The 22,059-nt window shown below is 65.8% G+C and carries 15 protein-coding genes and 1 pseudogene; 9 read left to right on the top strand and 7 right to left on the bottom strand.

Going from position 1 to position 22,059, the window contains the following annotated elements:
- Positions 1 to 20 precede the first annotated feature (20 nt).
- Complete coding sequence (locus KF724_02100; protein MBX3354472.1) at positions 21 to 1,001, top strand: 50S ribosome-binding GTPase; 981 nt, start codon at positions 21 to 23, stop codon at positions 999 to 1,001.
- 47 nt (positions 1,002 to 1,048) lie between these two features.
- Here the strand turns inward: KF724_02100 and KF724_02095 are convergent, their stop codons facing one another.
- Both KF724_02095 and KF724_02090 read right to left on the bottom strand, forming a co-directional pair.
- Entirely contained in the window at positions 1,049 to 1,828 is a 780-nt protein-coding gene (locus KF724_02095; protein ID MBX3354471.1) for an enoyl-ACP reductase, read from the bottom strand.
- Between the two features lie 12 nt (positions 1,829 to 1,840).
- Positions 1,841 to 2,806, bottom strand: coding sequence for a DUF1573 domain-containing protein (locus tag KF724_02090; protein MBX3354470.1), 966 nt, complete (start codon positions 2,804 to 2,806; stop codon positions 1,841 to 1,843).
- A 405-nt stretch (positions 2,807 to 3,211) separates the two neighbouring features.
- Here KF724_02090 and efp point away from each other — a divergent pair, with 405 nt between their 5' ends.
- The gene (gene efp, locus KF724_02085; GenBank protein MBX3354469.1) at positions 3,212 to 3,766 is read left to right on the top strand and encodes an elongation factor P; all 555 of its coding nucleotides are present in this window, start codon (positions 3,212 to 3,214) and stop codon (positions 3,764 to 3,766) included.
- Here the strand turns inward: efp and KF724_02080 are convergent, their stop codons facing one another.
- A complete protein-coding gene (locus tag KF724_02080; GenBank protein MBX3354468.1) occupies positions 3,767 to 6,064 on the bottom strand; it encodes a hypothetical protein in 2,298 nt (765 codons plus the stop codon). It lies immediately after the preceding gene.
- A gap of 53 nt (positions 6,065 to 6,117) precedes the next feature.
- Between KF724_02080 and KF724_02075 the strand changes: the two genes are divergently transcribed.
- Complete coding sequence (locus KF724_02075; GenBank protein MBX3354467.1) at positions 6,118 to 7,332, top strand: ChaN family lipoprotein; 1,215 nt, start codon at positions 6,118 to 6,120, stop codon at positions 7,330 to 7,332.
- Here the strand turns inward: KF724_02075 and KF724_02070 are convergent.
- Together KF724_02070 and KF724_02065 are read right to left on the bottom strand one after the other, a co-directional pair.
- Positions 7,281 to 7,661: an STAS domain-containing protein gene (locus KF724_02070; GenBank protein MBX3354466.1), complete on the bottom strand. Its 381-nt coding sequence runs from the start codon at positions 7,659 to 7,661 to the stop codon at positions 7,281 to 7,283. The genes KF724_02075 and KF724_02070 overlap by 52 nt on opposite strands.
- 43 nt (positions 7,662 to 7,704) lie before the next feature.
- Positions 7,705 to 8,223 (bottom strand): histidine phosphatase family protein, encoded by a 519-nt coding sequence (locus KF724_02065; GenBank protein ID MBX3354465.1) that lies wholly within the window; start codon positions 8,221 to 8,223, stop codon positions 7,705 to 7,707.
- A gap of 56 nt (positions 8,224 to 8,279) precedes the next feature.
- Here KF724_02065 and hutI point away from each other — a divergent pair, with 56 nt between their 5' ends.
- The 4 genes from hutI to KF724_02045 are packed head-to-tail and all read left to right on the top strand — an operon-like array spanning position 8,280 to position 13,792.
- Positions 8,280 to 9,503 (top strand): imidazolonepropionase, encoded by a 1,224-nt coding sequence (gene hutI / locus KF724_02060; GenBank protein MBX3354464.1) that lies wholly within the window; start codon positions 8,280 to 8,282, stop codon positions 9,501 to 9,503.
- The gene (map, locus tag KF724_02055) at positions 9,500 to 10,315 is read left to right on the top strand and encodes a type I methionyl aminopeptidase (protein ID MBX3354463.1); all 816 of its coding nucleotides are present in this window, start codon (positions 9,500 to 9,502) and stop codon (positions 10,313 to 10,315) included. The genes hutI and map overlap by 4 nt, the downstream gene beginning before the upstream one ends.
- A 43-nt stretch (positions 10,316 to 10,358) precedes the next feature.
- Complete coding sequence (gene serA / locus KF724_02050; GenBank protein ID MBX3354462.1) at positions 10,359 to 11,639, top strand: phosphoglycerate dehydrogenase; 1,281 nt, start codon at positions 10,359 to 10,361, stop codon at positions 11,637 to 11,639.
- Positions 11,636 to 13,792 carry a S9 family peptidase gene (locus KF724_02045; GenBank protein ID MBX3354461.1) on the top strand — a complete coding sequence of 719 codons (2,157 nt, stop codon included), beginning with the start codon at positions 11,636 to 11,638 and terminating at the stop codon, positions 13,790 to 13,792. The genes serA and KF724_02045 overlap by 4 nt, the downstream gene beginning before the upstream one ends.
- Positions 13,793 to 13,805: 13 nt before the next feature.
- Here KF724_02045 and KF724_02040 read toward each other — a convergent pair whose 3' ends face one another.
- Together KF724_02040 and KF724_02035 are read right to left on the bottom strand one after the other, a co-directional pair.
- A complete protein-coding gene (locus KF724_02040; protein MBX3354460.1) occupies positions 13,806 to 14,492 on the bottom strand; it encodes a type II secretion system protein GspG in 687 nt (228 codons plus the stop codon).
- Between the two features lie 26 nt (positions 14,493 to 14,518).
- Positions 14,519 to 17,116, bottom strand: a complete 2,598-nt coding sequence (locus tag KF724_02035; GenBank protein MBX3354459.1) for a UvrD-helicase domain-containing protein — start codon at positions 17,114 to 17,116, stop codon at positions 14,519 to 14,521.
- Positions 17,117 to 17,530: 414 nt separating this feature from the next.
- On the opposite strand from KF724_02035, the gene KF724_02030 reads away from it, so the two are divergent.
- Together KF724_02030 and KF724_02025 are read left to right on the top strand one after the other, a co-directional pair.
- Entirely contained in the window at positions 17,531 to 18,118 is a 588-nt protein-coding gene (locus tag KF724_02030) for a dCTP deaminase (protein MBX3354458.1), read from the top strand.
- Positions 18,119 to 18,196: 78 nt separating this feature from the next.
- Positions 18,197 to 20,959 (top strand): annotated as a pseudogene (locus KF724_02025) (adenosylcobalamin-dependent ribonucleoside-diphosphate reductase).
- Positions 20,960 to 22,059 lie beyond the last annotated feature (1,100 nt).

Below are 22,059 nucleotides of genomic sequence, written 5' to 3'. Positions count from 1 at the left end.
CAACCTGGACAACGGTCTCCGTGCCCGGGCCCATCGCCGTGCTCCAACTCGTCGGTGAAATCGAACCCGTGCTTCAGCGCGTGGCGGGCCGTGTCCCCGATCCGGGGCAGGTCATTCTGGCCCGATTCGGCGACATCGACACCGGAGTCATTGCGCGCGTGAACGCGCGCGTGGCCCTGCTGATGCCCCACGGCGGCGTGCGCATTCGAGAGCGCCTCTCCAACCTGCTGCATGAGTGCCAGGTGCTTCATGCCGAGCCGTCGTTTCAGACGGCTCGCTCGCACCTGACCCAGAGCGACCTCTATCCGGAGGCCGATGACGAGGAGGAGGCAGCGGTGCTCGAAGCCGTGGCGAGGGCGGCAAGCCCGATCGCCATGCCGCTGCTGCTTCGCCAGGCCGCCAGGCTCGCCGAACGAGATCGCGCTGCGCCGCGCGAGCCGGTGACCGCTGACGACTTCGCCCGCGGCGAACGACTGTGGCGCCTGATCGAGCCGGCGCGCATTGCGGTCATCGGTCGGCCGAACGCTGGAAAGAGCTCGCTGCTGAACCGATTGGCCGAGTTCGACCTGGCGCTCTCGGGTCCCGAACCCGGCCTGACGCGCGACGCGGTCTCGGCGCGCATCGAGCTCGATGGACTGGTGGTGGACTGGTTCGATACCCCGGGACTTCGGCTGAGCGACGACCCCATCGAGCGTGAAGCCCAGACGATCGCGTCGTCATTGATCGGCGCGGCAGATCTTGTCGTGTCGCTGGCCGAACCAGGCGGCGGTTGGCCGGACGCGCCGCGCACGCATCTTCGAGTGCTGAACAAGGGCGATCTGCCGGAGGCCTCCGCATCAAGGGAAGCCGCCGAGGCCGACCTCGTTGTCAGTTCCAAGACCGGGGACGGCATCGCGGCACTGGTGGCTCGGCTTCGCGAGATGCTCCTGCCTCAGGCTGATCTCGATCACCCCGGTCCGTGGATCCTGCCTCGTAATGCGCTGGCAGCGGAGTGGGAGTAATCCATGCGCCGCGCCATGTTGGCGGCGCCGTCGCTCTCACGCTCTGACTACAGGCCCATGATCGAGTAGCCGGCATCGACATAGATGGTCTGGCCGGTCACGCCTGATCCGAGGTCGGAGAGGAGCCAGACCGCTGTGTCGCCGACCTCGGCGCCCGTGATGTTGCGGCGAAGCGGCGCCTTCTTCTCCACCCAGCCGAGAATCTCCTGGAAACCTCCAACGGCGAGGGCGCTCATGGTGCGCAGGGGCCCGCCGCTGATGACATTCACGCGAATCTGCTTCTGGCCCAACTCCATGGCGAGGTAGCGCCCGGTGGCTTCGAGCGCGGCCTTCGCGACCCCCATCACGTTGTAGCCGGGCACCGCCTTCTCCGCGCCGTAGTAGCTCATGGCGATCATCGAGCCGCCATTGGTCATGAGCGGAGCAGCGCGATGCGCCATGGCGGCGTAGGTGAACGCGGAAATGTCCATCGCCTGCGTGAAGACCTGGCGCGGGGTGCCTGTGAATGCGCCCTCGCGCAGCCAGTCCTTGTCAGCGAAAGCGATCGAGTGCACCAGGAAATCGAGCCGCCCGAAGTCCGCGCCGATCTTGGCGAAGACCCGGTCGAGATCCTCGTCGCTTCCGGCATCCATCGGTTCGAGCCACGGCTGCGAAATGCCGAGCCCTTCGATGGCCTTCAGGACTCGGCGCTGCATCTTGTCGCCGGGCAGGTGCGTGAAGAGCAACTCAGCCCCGTGCGTGCGAAGGCGCTGGGCGATGCTCCATGCGTAGCTGTGGTCGTTGATGATGCCGACGACGAGTCCGCGCTTTCCCTGCATCAGGCTCATGCGTTGGTCCTGTCAGGAGGCGCGGCAACCGGCATCCGACGAACGGATGACGCCGAAGGCGGGGATCTCCATGTCCTTGGTCGGCGAGTAGATCACCAATGGAAAGTCGAAGACTCCCTCGAGATCCTTCCTCGGGGTAATGCGCACGCGAAGGTGGAGCCAGCCATCGACGACCTCCGTCCGGATCATCTCCGCCCGGGCGCGATCGCTCGCCGAGGTCACCGTGAGAATGGGCTCGCCCGGGTCCTCGATGAGGATCTCCGCCTCGACCGAGGAGTTCGGATCCATCCGACCGAGGTTCATGGCGTAGTCCTTCATGCGGAACACGGGCCGCGGAATGGTCGATTCATGTCGAATGCGCACCGGCAGAAGCGGGCAGTCGGGGTGATCGGTCTCGATGAGCCAGTAGTGTGGTGGCGCATCGCCATACTTCTTGAGATCCCACGCGATGAGGTACTGCGACTGCGGTTCGCCGCTGGTCGGGTCGAAGTTCACATACTGCGGCGCTTCGCCATGCACATTGCAGATGCGGAAGGGCTTCTTGTCGATGCTCTCGATGAGCACTCGACCGGACTGCTCCTGACCGCGCACGATGTTGAAGGTGCCGGGCTGCGCACGAAGCGGGTAGGCGACCTCGCCCCGCACATCGAACTCGAGCACGCGCTGATACTTGTCGGCCAGAATCTTGATGACCGCCTTGCGAGGCTGGGGCGAATTGGCCGCATCAAGCCCCGCTTCGAGCTCGACGAACTCGCCCGGCGCAATGTCCTGGTCGGTCACATCGTTGGTGGTGGTGCACTTGCAGCTCGGCTGCACCGCGATGATCCGCACGGGGTTTCGGCCGCGATTCCAGAGCTTCACCTTGCCGGTGACCTGCTGGCGCGGCGCAATGAACCCGAAGTCGAGCACCGGCGGATCGACTTCGAGCGGCGGCGGCGCGTCGATCATGCCATCCTCATCGGGCTCAGGCTCGGGCATGGGAGCGCGCGGCCGCGGCGGGGTCGGCGTTGTGGAAGGCGGCGTCGGCCGCGCTCCGGGGGCTGGCGCGTCTCCACGCTGCGGAGCGGTGCGCTCGGGGCGCGGCGAAGGCTGGGGCGTTCCGGCCGGGGTCGGCGCGTCCTGCGCCTGAGTCTCCAACGCGGTGACCGGTGAAGGCGCAATCGCGGAGGGCTCGACAGGAGGGAGCGGCGCAAGCGCCACGACGAGAGACATCGCAAGGATCATTGACGGGTACTCCAAGGAGCAATTTCGAACGAACAGTGAGTCTAACCCGCCCTTTGCACGAGGGGGTCACAAGGCCGTCACGCGATGTTCCCGGCACCGAGGTGGCACTTCTCAACGATCGCGTTACAATCGCGACCCCCAAATTGTGCGGAGAAACCCATGAAGTCGACCGACCTGCGCCCGGGCATGGCCATCAAGATGGATGGCAAGCTCTTTCAGATCACCGAGTACACCCATGTCACCCCGGGCAATCTCCGGGCATTCGTGCAGGTCAAGCTTCGTGACCTCAACTCCGGCTCGCTCATCGACAAGCGCCTCCGCTCCGGCGAGGAAGTCGAACAGGTTGATCTCGACCGTCGCCCCATGGAGTACCTCTACTCCAGCGGTGACACCTTCGTCTTCATGGACAACGAGAACTTCGAACAGGCGGAGCTTTCCAAGGACTTCGTCGGCGACTTCCCGCTCTATGTGAAGCCGAACAACTCCGTCGTCGTCTGCTGGTGCGACGGCAAACCCGTGTCGATCGAGCTCCCGACCTCGGTGGAGCTTGAAGTGACCGACACGCCGCCCGGCATCAAGGGCGCCACGGCCACGAACCAGCTCAAGGAGGCCACGCTCGAGACCGGCCTCAAGACGCGCGTGCCGCCGTTCATCACCATCGGCGAGAAGATTCGCGTCAACACGACCGACGGCAGCTACCAGAGCCGCGCCTGATCAACCCCAGGCGCCCAGCAGCAGCGCGAGATCGGCCCCATTCACGGTCCCGTCACCGTTGAGATCGGCCGCGCAGCCGTCGCAGGGCCCCCACTGGCCCAGGAGTAGCGCGAGGTCGGCACCGTCGACGGAGCCGTCGGAGTTCAGGTCCTCGGGCCGAGGACCGCAGAAGGTCGCGTCGATCGAGACATCGTCGAGCGCCGCTTCGACAAGTGACGGCCCTCGCAGGTCTCGCGCAACGAATCGCAGCTTGAACGGACCCGGCGTCTCGAGAAGGTCGCCGATGCGGAAGCTCGCTTCGGTCCACTCATAGGTGGTGACTGACACCTCTTCGACGAGCGTCCAGGTGGAGTCATCAGTCGAGGCGAGGACGAGCATCGAGTCATTGTTCGGATTGGGGCCCATGTCGTTGGAGTACCAGCGCCAGTACCGGAGCATCGCGTTGGGATCGCTCCCGTCGAGCCAGGGGCTGGTGAGCGAGGTCACCCCGTTGTCGACATTCCCATTGCCAGGCGGTCCGAAGGGGTCGCTCTGTCCGGTGAGCCAGCACATGGTGCCGTCGGGCGTGTGATCCTCGCTGGGTTCGCCGATGGAGCCGATCGGTTCAACCAAGACCCAGTGGCCACTGGTGGCATTGTCGCCAGGCGCGCCCGAGACCCACCCGGAGTCCTGCTCGAAGTCGTCGAAGTAGATCCGCTCGTAGGCGAGCACCGTTGTTCGGAACACCTCATTCGGCGCCGCATCGGGCAGAAGGAGCGCGCCATCGCTGCCCGGCCACTCGAAGAACCACTCGATGATCGCGCCGCACTTCGCGGGAGGAAGCCAGCCGAGATAGCGGCCGCCACCGAGCGACTGTGTTTCTGACTCAGCAAAGGGCGCGGTCGTGCCAATGCGAGTGCGCAGGAGCGGCGGCGCGTCGAAAGTCGACACGAGCGCCGAGGCAAAGACGACCACCGGCACGAGCGTTTCAGGCTCGACCCACCAGGGTGGCGTACCTTCGTAGGTCATGAACCCCGGCTGAAGCGTCGCGCGAATGAGGGCGAGCGCCGCCTCGGTGTTCTCTTCGGCGCAGGGTCTCACTTCGGGTGGCGGAATCAGGAAGCCGTAGCCGCCCTTGTCCCGAACCTCGATGGTTGTTGAGAGGACGCCACCAGCGCCATAGGCCCAGTCCACCACAGTGCCCGATGCGGGATAGATGCCGGTGTAGATCGGGCCGGGAAAGTAGCTTCGGCCATGCACCTCGGCGATGGCAGTCTGGATCGACGCGCCGAGTGATGCAAAGAGAGGCTGGTCATCGCAGAACTGCGAGGTGTAGCCCCAAGGCCAGAGAATGAGCTGGCCATAGCTGTGGTAGTCGATGTGCGCCAGGATCCATCCGTGGTTGAGCATGAAATCGCGGAGGACCTGGGTTTCGGGTTCGCTGAACGGCGCGGTTCCGCGGTAGGTCTCCGAGGCAGGATTGCCGCTTGACCCCGCCCCACCCCACTGATAGCCCCAGTTGCGATTGAGATCGACACCGAAGGTTCCATTGCCGTTGTTGCGCCGGTTCTTTCGCCAGAGGCGCTGCGAGTCCCAACTGAACTGGTAGCCATCGGGGTTGATGACCGGCAGGATGAAGATCTCACTGCCCGCGAGGATTGCAGCGATCTCCGAGTCGGTCGCGGCGTCATTGACAAGCCGCTCCGCGAGGAACATCGCGACCATCGGCGTGGCCCACTCGCGGGCGTGCTGCGTGGCATTGAAGAGGAACCCGGGAGCTTCACTGTCAACGGGAAGCGACGAGAGACGCAGACCGCGGATCGGCCGCCCCTGGAGACTCGTTCCGATGGTGATCGGTGTCACGAGCGCCGGGTGCGACGCGGCGAGCTGATCCATGCGCGCGTTGATCTGGGCGAGCGTCTTCACATCGGCGTACCAATCGGCGTCGGCGATGCCGCCCTCGGCCTGCTCCGCCGCGACGCGAGTGCGGTCGGCGGCCTGGGCCTCGATCAACCCCTCGACATCGGCGATGAGGACCTCAAAGGGCACGCCCTGCTGATCCAAGGTCGCGAGGCTGGTCACCGCAACACGAAGGTCGATGAGACCGTCGCGCATCGCGTGGCTCCAGACATCATTGGTCAGAGCGAGAGCGACGCGCAGGTCGCGCACCGTTCTCGGCTGCACCCGGACGAGCGAAGTCTTCTCGCCGGGCGGGATCGCCCCGGTCGAGTCGGGGATCTCTTCGGCCGCGAGCGCCCCAAGCGGCGCCAGAAGCGATCCGACCAGGGCGAGCACGAGGTGACGGCGCTTCAGATCCATTCCTCCATCATGACCTAGGCCGCGGCCAAGGCACGCCTAGACTCCGTCCTCCGATGAGAATTTTCGACCGCGCCACGCGCCGCTGCGCCAAACTCGTGCCTGGAGTCGTGGTTGTTGGACTCTCCATGCTGTTCGGCTGCTCCCCACGCGATCCTTTCGCGAATCCCTTTGCGGGGCCGGAGAAGGGCTGGGCTCGTGTGCCCGATCAGCCCTTCGTTCCGCACGGACTTCCGATGTTCGATGGTCGCCGCGGCACGATCCTGACCTGGTACGACCTTTCGGAGGCGGTGGCGTGGGCCGATGTCATCATCATCGGCGAGCAGCACGACGATCCCGTCGCGCACGCCGTGCAGCAGGCGATCGTGATGGAGACGATCGCGCGCTTCCCGCGCGTGGTCCTCTCGATGGAGATGCTCGAGCGCGACGATCAGCCGCTCATCGACGCGTATCTCCGCGGTGAGATCGAGGTCGATGCCTTCATCGACGGGACCGACTCGCGCCATTGGGCGGGGCGCGACACCTGGGTCATCTTCTTCCAGCCGATGATCGATGCGGCGAAGGCCTCGGGCGCTCCCGTCGTGGGCGCGAACGCGCCGCGGCGCCTCGTTCGGCAGGCCCGGCTCGAAGGCTACGACGCGCTCCGCGCGCTTCCCGCAGATGAACAGGCGCTCTTCGCTCTGCCACGGCGCGAGTCCAAGCCCGAGTACCGCGCTCGCTTCGACACGGTCATGTCCGGCATGAGCGATGCAAAGTCATTCGATTCCACCGCGTTCGACTCGGTCTTCAGAAGCCAACTGGTGTGGGACGCGACGATGGCCGAGTCGATCGTGGACGCCCGCCGAAGCGCGGCCTCGCTCCCAGGGCGACCGTTCTCGCCTCCCAAGGTGATTCACCTCGTGGGCCAGTTTCACAGTGACTTCGACGGAGGGCTGGTGGATGAGATTGCCGTGCGCAACGGCTTCCTCAGGATCTGCACCATCTCCGTGCAGCGGCGCTCGGATCGCACGCTCGGCGAGAGCGATCGGGATCGAGCGGCCATCGTGATCTACTCGGGAGAGCGCCCTCCACCGGAGGCCGCATCGCCAGCATCTGAGACGCCGGAGGCACCCGTGGCGCCCGAGACGCCAGACATGCCGGTGATGCCCATCGCACCAGAGGCGCCGTTGCCACCCGTGACGCTGGAGAGCAATTCCGAAGCGAGCGCGGAAGAACGAGTTCAGTCACCGATGAGCTTCTCGAGATCGGCGCGGCTCGCGGCGATCTTGTAGAGCTTCTCGATCTTCATCATCATCATGAGGGCATGAAGCTCCTTGTTCATGCCGAAGATGATGGGCTTCGCGCCGACATTGGCGGCTGCGTTGCGGAGCGCGATGCAGGTGCCAAGCCCCATGCTCGACATGAAGTGGACATCGGTGAGGTCCAGCACCATGGCGCGGATCGACTTGGAGAGTTCCTTGAAGTAGGGATTCACCTCTTCGTGGATGACCGGCGCTTCACGCTGACCGACATTGGGCCCCGTGGGGCGAAGGTGCAGCACGGATCCGTTCCACTTGATCTCGATGAGCGGCGTCTTCTTTTCGGGGGGCAGCGCGGTCATGGTCAACTCCGTGAAGATCAGAGTTATACCGCGAGGACCGCCTTCATGACTTCTTGAAGAGCGCCGGGTGCACCAGCGATCGGAGGACGGCTCCAACGGGTCCCTCGGGATCGACCTCGAGTTCGATCACCGCACCCTTGCGAAAGTCGATCGCCACGCCGTCGGCTCGACCACAAAGGAGCCGACTTGCAAAGCGCGAAAGGAAGGGTTCGTGTCCAACCATGGCCATGCTTGCCACTGAAGCACGGCGGATGCGCTCGAGGAGCTCCGCCGTGGCCCCGGTTTCTTCCGCGTCTTCCAGCATTGGCTCGCGCACTCTGGCTGGCCACAGCGCCCGCTCCTCAAGGATCTGCGCCGTTTCCCAGGCGCGGCTCCATGCGCTGGCAAGCACCACGCGAGGGGGATCCACCCAACGATCCAGCCGCTCCGCCAGGCGCCGGAAGGCCCGCCGCCCCTCGTCCGTCAGCGGGCGGGTCGAGTCATCGGGCCAGCGCGCCGGATCTCGATCGAATGCCTTGGCGTGACGCACCAGCAGGAGACGCATGACTCGGAGCGTACTCATTTGCAGCGCTGCTAGATTCCACTCCCGACGGCGCCACGCCGTGCGGTTTCGCCACCATGACCGTCGCCACCATCCACCGAGCCCGCGTGGTTTCTCTCCGCGGTCCCGCCGGCTACCGGCGAGGCGCGCAGCTGCGCGATCTCGGCGTCATCGAGCGCGGCTGGGTCACGGTGCGCGACGGTCTCATTCACGGCGTGGGTGAAGGCGAACCTCCGGAGTTGATCGGTGAGATTCACGACGCGCACGGTGCCACGCTCCTGCCGCTGCTGGTCGATGCGCACACGCACCTCCTGTGGGCGGGCCGTCGTGATGACGAGTGGGCGCTCAAGTGGTCGGGAACTCCCTATCTCGAGATCGTGAAGCGCGGCGGGGGCATCATGAGCAGCGTGCGCGCCACTCGCGCCGCGTCGGATCATGAACTCGACCACCTGCTGCGCACGCGACTCGCCGAGTGCCGCATGCTGGGCAGCGGCGCCATCGAGGTGAAGACCGGCTACGGATTGCGCGTCGAAGATGAGTTCCGCATGCTCGAGTCCATCCTCCGCGTGGCCGCTCACTCTCCCGCGCCGGTGGTCCCGACCTTCCTCGGGGGTCATGCCCTCGATCCCGGCCTGCCCACGCAGGTCGAGGCGATGATCGACGAAGGGCTGCCACGCCTCGCCGAGCGACTGCCGGGCGCGGTCGTGGATGCCTTCTGCGACGATGGCGGGTGGAGCCTCGAGCAGTGCCGTCGCTACCTCGAGCGGGCGCGGGACCTCGGGCTGCGACTGCGACTTCATGCCGACCAGTTCTCGGTGAAGGGCGGCGTCGAGATGGCCGTCGAACTCGGCGCCCTGAGCGTCGATCACCTTGAAGCGAGCGGTGAACCACAACTGCGCCGACTGGCCGGAAGCGAGACTGCCGGCGTCGTCCTCCCCTGCTGCGGCTTCGCGCTCGATGGTCGCTTCGCCCCCGCGCGGCGATTGGTGGACATGGGCGGCGCCATCGTGGTGGCGAGCAATGCGAACCCCGGCTCGGCGCCGTCGCTCAGCCTCGCCTTCTCGATGGCGCTCGCGGTCCGTCACCTGGGGCTGACGCCAGCCGAGGCGCTGACCGCGGCGACATGGAACGCCGCCGTGTTGCTCGGCCTCGATCGCGAGGTGGGATCAATCGAGGTCGGCAAGCGGGCGGACCTGATGATGGTCGAAGGCAGCGAACTCTCACTGATCTTCGATGTGGCGGGCCCTGGCCCACGCTGGAGCATGATTGGGGGACAATTCCCTCGGAGACTGCTGCCGTGACGATCACCCGAGCGCAGGACATGACTCTCGCGGAAGAGGCGGCCGCCCGCGTCGTGCGCATTCACGAGGCGCTCGTCGCCATGATTCGCCCCGGCGTGACGGCGATCGAAGTCGATCGTTTCGTCGCGCAGAAGCTCGATGAACTCGGCTGCTCAAGCTGCTTCCTCGGCTATCGCGTGAGAGGTCACCCGCCCTACCCGAGCCACGCCTGCATCAGCGTGAATGACTGCATCGTTCACGGCACGCACCTTTCCGAGCGCGAGCCGTTCGCGCCGGGCGATCTCCTGAAGATCGACATCGGCGTGCGATACCGAGGCTTCATCGGCGACGCCGCGTGGACCTACTCCGTCGGCACCCAGACTGAACTCGGTCGGCGCTTGCAGGAGTGCGGCCGCGAGTCGCTCCGGCGCGGCGTGCAGGCGATGGTCGCGGGCCGACCGCTCATCGATTGGGCCAAGGCGGTTCAGAGCGCGGTGGAGATTGACGCCGGGTTCCACCTGGTCCGCGGGCTGGGCGGTCACGGGATCGGTCGCTCCCTGCACGAGCCGCCATTCATCTCCAATGTCGTCCCGAGTTATCCGGGCGAGTGGTCGGAAGCGTGGAAGCCCTTCGAAGTCGGCATGCTGCTCGCGGTCGAACCCATGATCGCCGTCTCGACCACGGAGATCCGCACCTCGGGACGCGAGTGGCCCATTCGAACAGCCGATGGAAGCTTGAGCGTGCACTACGAAGCGGATGTGCTGATCACCGCGGACGGCCCCCGCAACCTCACGCAGGGCCTCTTCAACCTCCCCGATGTGGTCGGCGCGTGATCGAACGCGCGCCGACGAACGGACACGCTGCTGAGCTCGGACCATGACGCACTCCCCCCTCGATGGCGATGATGATCGCGCGGATCAGTCCCGCATGAAGGCCGTCCTCTTCGAAGGTGTGCATGGGAACGCCGACGCACTCCTGCGCGACGCCGGCGCCACCGTCGAACGCCATGTCGCGGCCGGCGAAGGTGATCGGCTCGACTCCGCGCTCCGCAGCGCGGAAGTGATCGGCATTCGCAGTCGAACGCGCCTTCGAGCCGAGCACCTCAAGGACACCTCCGCCCTCGCCATCGGGTGCTTCTGCATCGGGACGGACCAGGTGGATCTCGCTGCCGCGGCCGACGCCGGCATCGCGGTCTTCAACGCGCCCTTCGCCAACACCCGGAGCGTGGCGGAGATGACGCTCGCCGAAGTCGTGGTGCTCTCTCGGCGCCTCTTCCAGAAGAGCGCCGAACTGCACGCGGGGCGCTGGGACAAGAATGCGCGCGACGCCCACGAAGTTCGCGGGCGCACGCTCGGCATCGTGGGCTACGGACACATCGGAAGTCAGCTTTCAATCCTCGCCGAGGCGCTCGGACTCAGGGTGCTCTTCTTCGACATTGCGCGGCGGCTTCCGCTCGGCAACGCCCACTCGGTGCCCTCGCTCCATCATCTGCTTGAACACTCGGACATCGTGTCGCTGCATGTGCCCGCCACGCCACAGACGCGCGGCATGATCGGCGCCGCGGAGCTGGCGCGCATGAAACCTGGTGCCGTGCTCATCAACAACGCCCGCGGCGGGGTCGTCGACATCGACGCGCTCGCAGCGGCGCTCCACCAGGGGCGCCTCTCCGGCGCCGCCATCGATGTCTTTCCCAGCGAACCCGAGCAGAATGGCGCGTCATTCGAGACACCCCTGCGCGGACTTCCCAATGTGATCCTGACGCCTCATATTGGCGGCAGCACCGAGGAAGCGCAGGCGCTCATCGCCCTCGAGGTGGCGGAGAAGCTCGCGAAGTACCTGACCCACGGCTCCACCTCGACCAGCGTGAGCGTGCCTGAAGTCGACCTGCCGCTGCGACGCGACGATCAACTCCGCATCGCTCACTTCCATCAGAATGTGCCCGGAGTTCTTCGGCAGTTGCACACGGTGCTCGCCGATCTCGGTGTCAATATCAATGCCGAGTACCTCCAGAGCAATCGATCGCTCAGCTATGTGATCATGGATGTGGATCCGTCGGCGCCGGTGGACGAGATCGCCCGCCGATTGGCCGCCGTCCCCGAGACCATCCGAATGAGACTTCTCGGCGGCCCGGTGACCCCCGCTACGATGGCGACATGATTGCCATTGCGCTTCTTCCGTCGGCCCTCGTCGCTCTTCAAAGCCCTTCTGCACCGCCACCCACGCGGCGCGATCCAGTGGTCGAGGTCTTCCACGGTCAATCGATCACCGATGACTACCGCTGGCTCGAGGCGCTCGACTCCGAGTCTGCCGAGGTGGAGGCGTGGACCACGGCCCAGAACGACTTCACGCGAGCACGACTCGACGCCCTGCCCTGTCGAAGCGCGCTGGAGTCGGCGCTGCGACCGCTCATGGAGATCGGCGCCATCTCGGCGCCACGCATGCGCGGGAATCTCTACTTCTACACCGAGCGCACCGGCAGTCAGAATCAGCCGGTGGTGAAGGTCCGCCAGGGTTTCGATGGCGCCCCGCGCGATCTCCTCGATCTCAACTCGCTCGACCAGACCGGACTCACATCGCTCGATTGGATGAACCCGAGCCGTGATGGCGCACTCCTTGCCTTCGGGCTGAGCCGCTCCGGCAGCGAGATGAGCGAACTTCACATTCTCGACACCGCCACTGGTCGCTGGCTCGCTGATCAGATCTCGGGCAAGGTCTCCTTCTCCAGTTGGACTCCGGATGGCAAGGGGTTCCTCTACAGCGTGCTGCGCGACCCGAAGGACCCCTACAGCCGCGAGGTGCGCTTCCACGAGGTGGGCACCAGCCCGCGCTTTGATCCCGTGCTCCTGAAGCAGGAGAACCCGAGCGAGATTCCCTTCGCCGCGCTCTCCACCGACGGCCGCTGGCTCTTCACGGGCCTCTTCCGGGGATGGCAGGCGAATGACCTCTCGGTGATGCGCTTCGATGACTGGCGGCGCACCGGCACGCTCGCGCCGATCCCGATCGCGAAGGGGCTCGATGCCCGCACGCAACCCGCGTCGACGCTCGGCGACACGCTGTGGGCGACGACGACCTTCAACGCTCCGAACACGCGTCTGGTGCGCATCGACCTGAACGCGCCGGGCGATCCTTCGGCGTGGCAGACCGTGGTGCCGGAGCGCGCGGACGCGGTGCTTCAAGGGGCGCAACTCGCCCGCGACCTGCTCGTGCTCGACTATGAACAGGATGCCTCATCGCGGCTGACGCGCGTGTCGCTCGACGGAAGTCCTCGCGGCGACATTGCCCTGCCGGGCCTCGGCACGGCGTCACTCAGCACCGAAGAGGAGCGCAGCGAAGCATTCCTCACCTTCACAAGCTTCACCGAGCCGCGCAGCATCTATCGACTCGACCTTGCTGAAGGCGCTGAACCCTCGAGCGGAATCGCCAGCTCGGCCGCGCGAGCCACGCTTCCGCCGCCGTCCCTCGCGCTCTGGGCTCGACCGGAAGTCCCCGTGGACCCCTCGAAGTACGAGGTCCAGCAGGTCCGCGCGAAGAGTCGCGACGGCACGATGATCCCGATGTTCATTGTGACGCGCAAGGGTGTCACGCCGCAGGGTGACAACCCATGCCTGCTCTATGGTTACGGCGGTTTCAATGTCTCCCTGACTCCGTTCTTCAACCCCACGATCATTCCGTGGCTCGATGCGGGTGGCGTCTGGGTGCAGGCCAATCTGCGCGGCGGCGGCGAGTACGGCGAAGCGTGGCATCGCGCCGGCATGAGGGACAAGAAGCAGAATGTCTTTGATGACTTCTACGCCTGCGCCGAGTGGCTCATCGAACAGCGCTGGACCAACTCACGCCGACTGGTCATCGAGGGCGGAAGTAACGGCGGTCTGCTGACGGGAGTGGCCGTCACGCAACGGCCTGAGCTCTTCGCTGCTGCCATCGTGGGAGTCCCGCTTCTGGACATGCTCCGATACGACCGCTTCCTGCTGGCCAAGTTCTGGGTGCCCGAGTACGGCAGCGCCGAAGACCCCGAGGCGTATGGCTGGCTGCGCGCCTACTCGCCCTATCACCATGTGCAGCAGGGCACGGCCTATCCCGCGGTCTTTCTGCACACCGGTGAGAACGACAGTCGCGTCCATCCCCTGCACGCACGCAAGATGGCGGCACGGCTCCAGGCGATGACGACGAGCGACCCCGAGACGAAACCGATCCTCCTGTGGGTCGACCGCGACGGCGGCCATGGACAGGGCAAGCCGCTCTCGCTGCGCTTGCGCGATCGCGCCGATCAGTGGGCCTTCGTGATGTGGCAGACCGGGCTCTGCCGTTGACCGGCGGACTTGATCAGGGCGCGCTCTCCCCGGTTGGGTCGGGGGGAGCGGCGCTGTCGGCGGGTGCGGTCGGAACCACGGGCAGGCGTCTCGGCCTCGGCTGAATCTGCAAGCTTCCGCCTTGCAGCACCCCCTCGAGCTCGAAGTCATCGGCCGTGCCTTCCTTGCCATCAGCGCCGAGCGTTCGGAGAACGAAGCCACCCTGGTCCGTGATCTCGTAGACGAAGGGTTGCCCCCAGCCATCGCGCAGGATCTCCGGAGCGAGATCAAGGTCGTCGAGCGTCGGCGGAAGGACGCCGTTCTGCGCGTAGTAAATCGAGATCATCGCGGCGACGATCGAGGCGAAGAGGGCGGTCTTGCCCTCGGGTCCGAGGCCAAAGGTGTTCACGATCCAGATGGCGAATGCGGAGACGGAAACCACACCGGTCGCGACGAGCACCAGAGGCAGACCCATGGGAAGCAGGCAGCAGCAGCCGATGGCGCTCACGACAGTGCCCGCAATGGCCCACCCCCGTGGCGCCCTGGTGAGCGCGAAGAGGCTCAGGATGAGTCCGATGGGCGAAAGCAGCCCAAGGCATCCACAGAGGCCGATCAGACCGACAACAAATCCTGCGATGCCGAGTCCATTGACTCTCGGCGGCGGCAGCGGTGAATCGGTTGGCGGCGCCCCCTCCGAGTACCAGTGACCTTGTTGGCTCATGGCGGAGGAGCCTACCTACTGACGGGTCAAGTGAGCTTCTGAAGCTTGGCGTAGGCGAGAACGAGGGTCTTCACGCCAGCCGAGTTGAAGTTCACGCGCACGCTCGACGCACCAGCCCGCGGCAGGAGTTCGATGACCCGGCCGATGCCAAAGAGAGGATGCCGCACCATCGATCCCACGGAGAATCCCTGGAGGGTGGCGCCTCGCGCACCCGCGGTACCGCCGGAGGTCGGTGACGCGCGACGCGGTGCGCTCGGCTTGCCGCCATGCCAGTCCTCGGAGCGATCGACGCGGAAGACCTGCTCCTCCGCCCCGCGACCAGACCCTCGCCACCCTGGTCGGCCGCCCGATCCCTGGTGCCCCGATTCAAGGTCGTCGAAGACATCGCTCGATGCGCTGCGCATGGCATCGACGCGCTCCACCTGTTTCGCGTCGATCTCACCAAGAAATCGGCTTTCGCGCGTCGAGTGTCGGACACCATGCACGATGCGCGTCCCGCTGTGCAGCAGGAGCAGCGTGCGCTCCGCGCGAGTCATGCCCACGAAGCAGAGGCGCCGCTCCTCCTCGCACCCATCGGCACTCTCGATCGACCGGGCGTGCGGCAGCAGGCCCTCTTCGAGCCCGATCATCGCGACAAGCGGGAACTCCAGTCCCTTGGCGGCGTGCAGCGTCATCAGCGTGACGGCACCGCGCTCGCCGTCGAGGGCATCGGAGTCGGCGACCAGCGCCACGCTCTCGAGCCACGCGGCCAGCGCTTCGAGTGCGTTGCGCTTGGGGGCCTGCATGGGCCCAGGGCCATCGACCGCGGCCGTCGGATCTGCCATGTCGCCATCGCATGCGGCGTCGGGCGGCTCGCGCCGATCGCCGAGATCGCTGTCGCCATCCATCGACGCCACGAGGTCGGCCTCACCCTGCCACGAGCGTTCGAGATCTTCGGCTCGCGCCGCATTCGAGGCATCGAGCTGATCGCCCTCGGCATAGGCGTTCGTCACGAACTCATGCGCCGCGTTCTCAAGCTCATCGAGATTCGCGAGGCGATCCTCATCCTCGAAATCCTCATCCGACTCCTCGCGCGAGGTGTAATGACTGCGGAGGCCGCTCTCATCGATGACGGCTCTCACGAGCTCTCCCAGGGCCGAGGCATCCGCCTGGCGGCCGAGTGAGCGCCACCGCTCGAAGAGGGCGCCGAGCGTGCCGGCCGCCTTCAGCGCTCGGCCCGTCACCCCCGCCTCCGACGCGCGCAACAGCATGGCCGAGAGCGACAGATCACGGGCCCGAGCCGTCTCGTCGAGGCGATCGAGGCTCACATCACCCAGCCCTCGCGCGGGCACATTGACGATTCGTCGCAGGCTCGTCGCATCGGCGGGATTGGAAAGCACGCGCAGGTAGGCGAGCGCATCCTTCACCTCGCGCCGCTCGAAGAACGCCGTGCCGCGCACGACCTGGTAGGGCACGCCATCCCGTCGCAGTGCATCTTCGACGACGCGCGACAGCGCGTTCATGCGATAGAGCACCGCCATGTCGCGCCAGGCCATTCCCGAGCGCTCCGCCTCGCGAAGACGGCCGACCAGTTCCTGCGCTTCGTGGTGTTCATCGAAGCAGCCGATGATGAGCGGCCGCCGCCCCGGGCCGAGTGAGGTCGACAAGACCTTGTGTCGTCGCCGCGTATTGTGACGAATGAGCGACGAGGCCGCATCAACGATGTACCCGGTGGAGCGGAAGTTCTCACCGAGCGGAATGATCTCCGCGCCGGGAAATGCCTCCTCGAACTCGAGAATGTTGCGGAGGTCTGCGCCGCGCCAGCCGTAGATCGACTGGTCGGGGTCGCCCACCACCATGATGTTGCCGTGCTCGGCGATGGCGCGAGCAATGACGAGCTGCGCGTGATTGGTGTCCTGGTACTCATCGATGAGCAGGTACCGGAAGCGTTCCGAGTAGGCGCGCCGCAGCGCCTCCTTCGATCGCAGCAGGCGCGCCGTCATGTAGAGCAGGTCATCGAAGTCCACGGCATTCGATCGCGCGAGCTCCGCCTGATAGGCCTCGTACAGCCGGGCCACGGAGCGCCCGCGAAAGTCGCCATCGCCTGCGGCATCGGCGGGAGATCGAAGCGCGTTCTTCAGTCGGCTCACTTGCGCGAGCGCCGACGCGGGAGTCCACCGTCCGCCGACACCCAGATCAGCGATCACCCGCTTCATGGTGTCGCGCTGATCGGAGGTGTCATGAATGACGAAGCCGGGGCGCAATCCCGTCTCCTCGGGGTGATGCCGCAGCAGCATGGAGGCGAACGAGTGGAAGGTGCTGACCACCAGACCGCGCCGCCCCGGCGCATCGGCAGGAATGAGCGAGTCGACGCGCCGGCGCATCTCCGACGCCGCCTTGTTGGTGAAGGTGAGCGCCATGATCTGCCACGCGGGAATGCCGATCGACACGAGGTGGGCAATGCGGCGCGTGATGACGCGCGTCTTGCCGGACCCGGGACCGGCGAGCACGAGCACGGGACCATCGACATGCTCGACCGCGCGCTGCTGCGATGGCGTCAACGCCGCGCTGCCCGAGACCTCGCTCGGCGACGGGCGCGGAATCATCGCTTCATCCCGCGTCTCATCTCGCATCCCTGCGTCCATGCGCGCGAGGGTAGCAGGCACCCCCGCGACAACCTGTCCACCGGCGCGAACCCGAGGCCCATGCGACCAACGCGAGAACTTGGCTCGCGCAACCCATGGTCCCGGAACCATTTGCAAACGGGATCCACAAATCCTGTCAAAATTGGGTGTGTGGGGGCTTGCATCCACAATCCATAGGGGTATCTTGGCCCCGCGACCCCAAGGGAGCCGATCGAACAGTTCAGCAGCCCGTTTTCCGTCCACGCGGTCCTGCTGCCCTGATTCGGAGGTGCGGAAACCTTGGTCTCGCAATGGTGGGTTCTGGAGGTTCAGAGCCTTGAATTCGGTGTCTGTTCGGGATTTCTGCGAGAGCGGACCGGCCTTGGGTGCGCGCCTGGTTCCCCTCTTCCGGCTCGGTTGGCTGCGGAGTAACTCATGACCGTCCTCTGCGACACGCAGATTCGAGAACTCGTCGGTATTGAGCCCTTCGCTGAGAACGAGCGGCGCCCCGGTGTCGTCAGCTTCGGTGTCTCAAGCTACGGCTACGACGTGCGCGTCGGAACGCGCTTCAAGATATTCACCAACGCGACCAGCGGCGGTGTCGCGGTCGTCGATCCGAAGCGCTTCACGAACGACCTCTTTCTCACCATCGACACGAAGGAGACCGGGCGTGACCATGTCATCATTCCGCCCAACTCCTTCGCGCTCGCCGAGACGATCGAGACCTTCGCGATTCCCCGTGATGTGCTCGCCATCTGCGTCGGCAAGAGCACCTACGCCCGATGCGGGATCATCGTGAATGTCACGCCGCTCGAACCTGAGTGGCGCGGCCGCGTGACCATCGAGATCTCGAACACCACGCCGCTGCCCGCCAAGATCTACGCCAACGAAGGCATCGCCCAGATGGTGTTCCTGAAGGCGGATCGCGTCTGCGCGGTCAGCTACGCGGACAAGGGCGGCAAGTACCAGGACCAGGCAGGCCTGACCCTGCCCATGGTTGACGGCATTTCTCCGGATTCGTGACTTCACCGATCCCCGCCGGAGGCGAATGGCTTCGCCAGCCGGCTCTTCTTCGTTCCCCTTTCACGGAAGAGACAGGCCATGAGAATCGCACGACGCTTCACGCAGGCCAACAAGGATGTCTACGCCACCGTGGAGTGGTCCACGCGCCAAAGCCGCATCTCCAACAGCGACGGCTCCACCGTCTTCGAGATGAACGATGCCAAGGTGCCATCCACCTGGAGTCAGCTCGCCACCGACATCGTGGTGAGCAAGTACTTTCGCAAGGCTGGGGTCCCGCAGGTCGATGAGCGCGGCCGCGTGCTGAAGGGCGCCAATGGCGCGCCCCAGCTTGGTCCGGAGCGCTCGGTGCAGCAGGTGGTCCACCGGCTCGCCGGATGCTGGCGCCACTGGGGCGAGACGCACGGATACTTCAGCTCCGCGAAGGATGCGCAGGCCTTCTACGACGAGATTGCCTGGATGCTCCTGCATCAGGTGGCTGCCCCCAACAGTCCGCAGTGGTTCAACACAGGTCTCGCGTGGGCGTACGGCCTTTCCGGTCCGGCGCAGGGCCACTGGATTGCCGACCCCGCCACCGGCGCCACTTCGCTCGCCGCCGACGCCTACACCCATCCGCAGCCTCACGCCTGCTTCATCCAGAGTGTGAACGATGACCTCGTGAATGAAGGCGGCATCATGGATCTCTGGGTCCGCGAGGCGCGGCTCTTCAAGTACGGCTCGGGCACGGGCACGAACTTCAGCCACCTGCGCGGCGAGAACGAGCCGCTCTCGGGCGGAGGCAAGAGTTCAGGCCTGATGAGCTTCCTGAAGATTGGTGATCGCGCCGCGGGCGCCATCAAGTCCGGCGGCACCACGCGCCGCGCCGCGAAGATGGTCTGCCTGGATGTCGATCACCCGGACATCGAAGCCTTCGTGAACTGGAAGGTGCGCGAGGAGATCAAGGTGGCGGCGCTCGTCGAGGGCATGAAGCACCTCTCGCCCGCTCAGCAGGAGGCGGCCGAGGCGCTCGGCCTCGATCTCACCTACGACTTCAACGGCGAGGCCTACTACACCGTCAGTGGTCAGAACTCGAACAACTCGGTTCGAGTGAGCGATGCCTTCATGGACGCGGTCAAGGCCGACGGTGACTGGACGCTCACGCGGCGCACCGATGGTTCGCCCCACAAGGTCATCAAGGCGCGGGAACTCTGGCGGCAGATCAACGAGGCCGCGTGGCGCTGCGCCGACCCCGGCGTGCAGTTCGATTCCACCATCAACGAGTGGCACACCTGCCCCTCGGGCGGTCGCATCAACGCGAGCAACCCGTGCAGCGAGTACATGTTCCTCGACAACACGGCATGCAATCTCGCATCGATCAACCTTCTGAAGTTCTACGACCCGGAGACGCGGCGCTTCGACCTCGATGGGTACGAGCACGCCATCAGCCTCTGGACGATCGTGCTGGAGATCAGCGTGCTGATGGCGAGCTTCCCGAGCCGCGAGATTGCGGAGCTCTCCTGGAAGTACCGCACACTCGGTCTCGGCTACGCCAATCTCGGCGCCATGCTGATGCAGGCCGGCATTCCCTACGACTCCGATGAGGGCCGCGCGATCTGCGGTGCGCTGACTGCGATCCTGACGGGCCGCTCCTATGCGGCGAGCGCCCTGCTCGCGGCGGAGCATGGCCCCTTCGCCGGGTTCGCCGAGAACCGCGAGTCGATGCTGCGAGTGATCCGCAACCACCGCCGTGCGGCCTATGGCGTCGATCGCGCCTCCAACGAATGGGAGTCGCTGCGGACGAAGCCCGTACCGATCGATCACGCCGTCTTCGGTTCGAGTCGCATGACCCTTGCGAACGCCGAGGACCTTCGCACCCGCGCCACCGCGTCGTGGGATGATGCCCTCGACTTCGGCGAGCGCTATGGATATCGCAACGCGCAGGTGACGGTCATCGCTCCGACGGGCACCATCGGTCTCCTGATGGACTGCGACACGACCGGCGTCGAGCCCGACTTCGCGCTGACCAAGTTCAAGAAGCTCGCTGGCGGCGGCTACTTCAAGATTGCGAACCAGAGCGTGCGACCGGCGCTGAGGGCGCTCGGCTACTCCGCCGATCAGACTGATGCGATTCTGGAGCATGTCATGGGCACGCTCTCTCTCGATGAGCCGATGCCCGAGCGCGACGGCGCCATGCCGGCAGGCCGCCCTTCCGAAGAGGCGACTTTCCGCGCTTGGCTGCTCGAGCGCGGTTACACGGGCGATGAACTCGTGCAGCTTGAGAATCAGCTCCCGACTTTCTTCGAAATCGGATTCGCCTTCTCCGCGTGGAGCATTCCCGAGCGCGTGCTGCGGGCACATGGCGTCGACCCGGCGCAGGCCAGGAGCGACTCCCGCTTCAACGGACTGCGCCTGCTCGGACTCTCGCCGAGGCAGATCAAGGCGCTCAACCGCCGCATTTGCGGCACGCAGACCATCGAGGGCGCTCCGCACCTGAAGGAGAAGCACCTGGCCGTCTTCGATTGTGCGAATCGATGCGGCCCCGACGGCCAGCGCTTCATCGCCCCGGTGGGACACATCCGGATGATGGCTGCGGCGCAGCCCTTCATCTCGGGTGCCATCTCGAAGACGATCAACCTGCCCAACGAGGCGACGGTCGAAGAGATCGGCTCCTGCTACATGCTGAGTTGGGAGCTGGCGCTGAAGGCCAACGCGCTCTACCGCGACGGCTGCAAGCTCAGCCAGCCTCTCTCGACGAAGTCCGACAGCGACTTCGATCGCGATGAGGAGGATCTCGACGGTCTCGACCGAGAGGGCCGCGGTGCCCCGGGGGAATCCGTGGCCGCCTCGGCTTCGGCGGCCTCCGCCCCGGATCAACTGCGTGCAGCGGCGGAAGCTGCGACCTCGACCTCGACGACATCATCCGACTCCCGGGTGAACTCGAGGGAGGAGCTCCGCTCGCTGAGTGACCTGACGCTTGAGCGCGGCGCCGTTGACGACGACTCCGCCGATGAGCCGCGCATGATCGAGCGGATCGTCGAGCGCGTGGTGGAGCGGGTCATCGAGCGCCCGATGCGCCGACGCCTTCCCGAGACGCGCGGCAGCATCACGCACAAGTTCAATGTGGCAGGCCACGAGGGTTACCTGATCGTGGGTCTCTACGAGGATGGTCGCCCGGGCGAGCTCTTCATCACGATGGCCAAGGAAGGTTCGACCATCGGCGGCCTGATGGACTCGCTTGGAACTGCCATCAGCGTGGCGCTCCAGTATGGAGTGCCCGTCGAAAGCCTCGTCAACAAGTTTGCTCACCAGCGATTCGAGCCGATGGGGATGACCACCAACTCCGACATCCCCTTCGCCAAGAGCCTGGTGGACTACATCTTCCGGTGGATGGGCATGCAGTTCATCCCCGGATATCGAGAGCAGAACGCCCCCGCACGCAGCGTGGGCGCCCTGCGACCGGCCGTGACGGACCACGCGCCGGAGAACACCACCGTCACGGAGGACCAGTCATGCGGTTCATGGCAGCGAGTGCGCGTGCACGAACACGGGCAGCATGGTTCGACCACGAGCGACAGGTCAGCCCCCTTCGACGGCGACGCGCCGACGATGGAAGGGAACCCGAGCCGCGGGCGGATCACCTCGGTCACTGGCACCGACGCGAGGGTCGAACCTTCGCCTGGGGTGGTGATCGAGAGGCACCTGACGACCACGGTCGTCGACATCGAAGAGAGCGTGAGCGTGCATCGCGCCTCGGCACTGGATCAGAGCAACTCGGCCCTCATGGGTGATGCGCCGGCCTGCGACAACTGCGGCGCCATCACCGTGCGGAACGGGACTTGCTATCGCTGCCTCAACTGCGGCCAGAGCATGGGTTGCAGTTGACGACCTCATGACGACAGGCTCGCGCCTTCGCGCGGGCCTGCGTTCGGAACACCCGTGCGGCCCGATCGCTCCGACGGTCGCCA

The sequence above is a fragment of the Phycisphaeraceae bacterium genome (assembly GCA_019636735.1).
Lineage (GTDB): Bacteria > Planctomycetota > Phycisphaerae > Phycisphaerales > SM1A02 > VGXK01.
This window is presented reverse-complemented; position numbering and strand designations above follow the sequence as displayed.